Raw genomic sequence first — 4,027 nt, 5'->3', positions numbered from 1 at the left:
GGCAGCGCGTCGAAGTCGATCGGCGAGGCGCTGTCATCCTTGCGCCAGGCGCTGATCGACTTGAGCGTGAACATGTCGTTCAATTCGGCGGTGATGTTCATCGAAAGGCCGTAGGACTTCACATATTGCCTGGGATCGGACAGGCCGCCGCGTGTGTCGAACACATCGTCCAGAACCGGCGCGCCCGACACCTGGCCGGGGATCAGCCGGTGCCCGCCGCGGGCATTGCTCTTGTCCTTGGCGTAGTCGCCGGTGATTCGGATCAGCACCGGCTCGCCATAGCCGCCCATCTCGAAGGTGGCGCGCCCGGCCCAGATGTCCTTGTTGTAATTCTCTTGGCCCGTCGTGAGATTATCGCCGAACCCGCCGCGCGACAGCCGCGCGACCGCACCGCCGACGCGGATGATATCGCCGATCGGGGCCGACGCGCTGATGATCCCGTCGGCCTGATCGTAGGTGCCGAAAGTGCCCTTCACCCGAAGCGCGAACTCCTGTGGCAGCATCTTGGTCACATATTTGACCGCGCCGCCGATCGTGTTGCGCCCGTAAAGCGTGCCCTGCGGCCCGCGCAGCACTTCGATCCGCTCCACGTCATAAATGTCGAGCAGCGCGCCCTGCGGACGGTTGAGATAGACATCGTCGAGATAGATGCCGACCCCTTGCTCGAAGCCGGAGACCGGATCCTGCTGGCCCACGCCGCGAATGAAGGCGGTAAGAGTGGAGTTGGTCCCGCGCGACGCTTCCAGCGTGGTGTTGGGGGTGACGTTGGCGAGTTCGGTGATGTCGATCGCGCCGCCCCGCTCCAGCGCCGCGCCGGAAAAGGCGCTGACCGCGATCGGCACGCTGACCAGCGTCTCCTCGCGCCGGCGGGCGGTGACGACGATCGCTGCGCCTTCCTCCTCGGCGGCGGCCTGTGGTGGCGCGCTGTCCTGCGCCAGCGCGGGCAGGGCGGTCATGCCGCTCCACGCGGCGGAGGCGAGAGCAAGGGCGCGAAAAGTCTGATGGGCCTTCATCGGATCGGTCCTCTCCTGAACAAATGAGCAGCGCCCGGTCTGCCGGATCGCTTGCGTTGCTCCTATCGATAATGAAAGTTGAACCGGCTTTCAACTTCAAATAAGAGAGGGCGTGACGAAGGCGGTCGAACGCTGCAAAAAGAACACAGGATCAGGAGTGGGAATGGCCGAGGCAGCGCCCGAAAAGGACGACAAGACGCCGCGCACTGCGCGCGGCGAGCGGACGCGCCGCGCGCTCCTGACCGCCGCCGCCGCCGAGTTCGGCGAGAAGGGCTTTCATGAAGGATCGATCAGCGGCATCACCCGCCGCGCCGGCTGCGCGCTCGGCAGCTTCTACACCTATTTCGACAGCAAGGACGATATTTTCCGCGCGCTCGTCAACGACATGTCGAACCAGGTGCGCGATTATGTCTCGCCCCGCATCGCCGAGGCGCGCAACGCGATCGAGGCGGAGCGGGTCGGCCTGACGAGCTTTCTGGAATTCGCGCGCGACCATAAGGAAATCTACCGCATCATCGACGAGGCGGAGTTTGTCGATCAGGCTGCCTACCGCGCCCATTATGAAAATACCGCGACTCGCATGGAGGCGCGCCTGCGCCGGGCCGCCGATCGGGGCGAGATCGACGGCGGGGTCGACGAAGTCCATGCCTGGGCGATCATGGGCATGAACGTGTTTTTAGGGCTGCGCTTCGGCGTGTGGGACGACAGCCGTCCCGCTCAGGAGATCGCCGCCATCGCCAATGCCCTCATCGAAAAGGGGATCGGGCGACGGGATGCGTGATGCGTCAGGCGGCGCACCAGTCGGGGGCAGTGTCCGACCAGGGCCTGGCGTGGCCTTTCAGGATCATGAGCTGGCCGATCGACACGCCGTCGCGCAGCAGCAGGCGGGCGGACGGATCGGCATCGGCCGGATCGCGCCGCGCCTCGAACGCGCCGCCGTTCATCATCGCCGCCAGCGCGATCCGCGCGGCGGCGGCCCGCTCCGCCTCCTGCGCGCAGCCGGGATCGGCAGCATCGGGCGCCTTCATATCAGCGACATGGTAGCGCTTGCCGCGCCAGGCATAAGCATCGCCGCTCAGCACGCAGGCGTCGCCCTGCGGATCGTCGCACAAGGCGAAGCGGTCGGAGATGCTGGTCGGTTCGACAGCGGGGCCATTGGGATCGGGCAGGCTGTCCTTGAGCAGCACCACCGCCAGCCCCGCTCCGGCGAGCGCGACCACGAGCATCCCCATCGGCACGATGCGCGATCGCCCTTCTTCCCTTTCGTTCAACCAGGCCCCGTTCGGGTCGGGGCACTGATCGCCAAGATCATAGAGATTGCGTGCCATAAGCCTCTGTCCTGCGCGTAATTAACATAGGTCAGCAAAAAATTTGGTTAACGGCGCCGCGCAGCCGGTGCTTGACGGACCGGCAGGGGCATGGTCAATTCGCAGCCGCACAAAAGGGCGGAGGCGGCGTGAGCGACACCTGGTTGTATGACGAGCATCCCGCGATGTTCCGCGCGCATCCGCTGCTGTTCACGCTGCTGCTGGTCTCGGTCGTCGGTATCCTCGCCATCGGCATATGGTGGGTGATGCACAAGGGCGAACGGCTGGCTTTGTCCGAGCGCGACGTCCTGCTGGAACGCGGCCTCCTCTCCAAGCAGCGCACAGAGGTGGCGTTGAGTTCGATCCGATCGGTCCGCATCACCCAGTCGCTGGGCCAGCGCATCTTCGGGGTCGGCCATGTCGAACTGTTCAGCGCCGGCGACATTGCCGAGATCGCGATCAAGAACATGCCCCGTCCCGACCGCATTCGCGCGATCGCCGCGTCACGCAATGTGGACCTGCTGCCGCAAAGATAGAGAGTTTCGTCCAGCCCCTTGACTTGGGCGCATATATTTCAACGATGGGCGGGGAGACGCGGCCGATGAGAGCCGCCAGCCACGCCAAAGAGGACGCCATGTCAGGACCGTCGATCCGCAAAGGGGCGGGCGGCGCTGCATAGGGGTGTCCCATGGTTGGCTTGCGAGTAATGCCGTCCCTGCCGGAATTGAGCGCGGAGGAACGCGCCGATATCCGCCAGGCGTGCGGCTTTGCCTGCGTGCGCTGCGGCGTCACCATCTACCGCTATCTGCGCCTGCCCGACGGTCCCGGCGCGACCCTGCTGTGCCCGACCTGCCACGGCCTGGTCGAGGAAGGCCGGTTGACATCGACCCAGGTGCACAGCTTTCACGCCAATCCGGTGGTGCGCCAGCGCCATTTCGCCCGCGACCGGCTGCCCTTTTCGGCCGAGCTGCCGCATCTCGTCATCGGTGGCGCGCGGATGCTGCGCGACACGCCCATCCCTGTCACGCTCGACGGCGAGCCAATCCTGATCTTTGCCCCGCCGCGCCGCACCAATGGCGCGACCCGCATCAGCGTCAGGATGGGCGACGCCAATGGCGATGCAGCCCAGATCATCGACGGCAATGAATGGAAGCCGACCGACGGCAGCTGGCATTTCCTGCTGCGCGGTGACCGCTATTCGATGATGGCGGCGCGCGGCGACGGGCTATGCGTCCTGCGCATCGTCGCCCGCAACCGCATCGCGGTCGAACATCTGCGCACCACGATCCGCGGCCGCCGCCTGGAAATCACCCCCGACTGGCTGGAGATCGACGGCAAGCGCCATATCGACCGTATCGGCAGCGGTACGCTGATCGGGCTAGAGCTTTAGGGCAGCTCTCCCACATGCCTACGGTGCCAGCACCGTGTCCACCGCTTCGGCCAGGGTTTCGGGATAGTCGAGCGTGTAGTGAAGCCCCCGGCTTTCCTTGCGGTGGAGGGCGGAACGGACGACCAGCCGCGCCACCTCCAGCAGGTTGCGCAGTTCGATGAGGTCGGGGGTCACGCGGAAATTGCCATAATAATCGTCCACCTCCTGCGCCAGCAGCGCGACGCGGTGCTGGGCGCGCTCCAGCCGTTTGGTGGTGCGGACAATGCCGACATAGTCCCACATGAAGCGGCGGATTTCCTTCCAGTTATGCTGGACGA

At 65.5% G+C, this 4,027-nt stretch carries 5 protein-coding genes and 1 pseudogene; 3 read left to right on the top strand and 3 right to left on the bottom strand.

Annotation, left to right across the window (positions count from 1 at the left end):
* The coding region (locus V2B31_RS10320; RefSeq protein WP_328278149.1) for a TonB-dependent receptor at positions 1-1,013 on the bottom strand (1,013 nt) is incomplete at its 3' end.
* 163 nt (positions 1,014-1,176) lie between these two features.
* Here V2B31_RS10320 and V2B31_RS10315 point away from each other — a divergent pair.
* Positions 1,177-1,794 (top strand): TetR/AcrR family transcriptional regulator, encoded by a 618-nt coding sequence (locus V2B31_RS10315; RefSeq protein ID WP_328278147.1) that lies wholly within the window; start codon positions 1,177-1,179, stop codon positions 1,792-1,794.
* A gap of 4 nt (positions 1,795-1,798) precedes the next feature.
* Here the strand turns inward: V2B31_RS10315 and V2B31_RS10310 are convergent, their stop codons facing one another.
* Complete coding sequence (locus V2B31_RS10310) at positions 1,799-2,341, bottom strand: nuclease (RefSeq protein ID WP_328278145.1); 543 nt, start codon at positions 2,339-2,341, stop codon at positions 1,799-1,801.
* A 128-nt stretch (positions 2,342-2,469) separates the two neighbouring features.
* Between V2B31_RS10310 and V2B31_RS10305 the strand changes: the two genes are divergently transcribed.
* Together V2B31_RS10305 and V2B31_RS10300 are read left to right on the top strand one after the other, a co-directional pair.
* The gene (locus V2B31_RS10305; RefSeq protein WP_328278143.1) at positions 2,470-2,856 is read left to right on the top strand and encodes a PH domain-containing protein; all 387 of its coding nucleotides are present in this window, start codon (positions 2,470-2,472) and stop codon (positions 2,854-2,856) included.
* A 170-nt stretch (positions 2,857-3,026) separates the two neighbouring features.
* The gene (locus V2B31_RS10300; protein WP_328278142.1) at positions 3,027-3,710 is read left to right on the top strand and encodes a hypothetical protein; all 684 of its coding nucleotides are present in this window, start codon (positions 3,027-3,029) and stop codon (positions 3,708-3,710) included.
* A gap of 18 nt (positions 3,711-3,728) precedes the next feature.
* Here the strand turns inward: V2B31_RS10300 and V2B31_RS10295 are convergent.
* Positions 3,729-4,027: pseudogene (locus tag V2B31_RS10295) on the bottom strand (L-aspartate oxidase); the annotation flags it as partial.

The organism is Sphingobium sp. (genome assembly GCF_036170395.1).
Taxonomy (GTDB): Bacteria; Pseudomonadota; Alphaproteobacteria; order Sphingomonadales; family Sphingomonadaceae; genus Sphingobium.
Note: the sequence above shows the minus strand (reverse complement) of the source record. Positions and strands in the feature narration are given on the sequence as shown.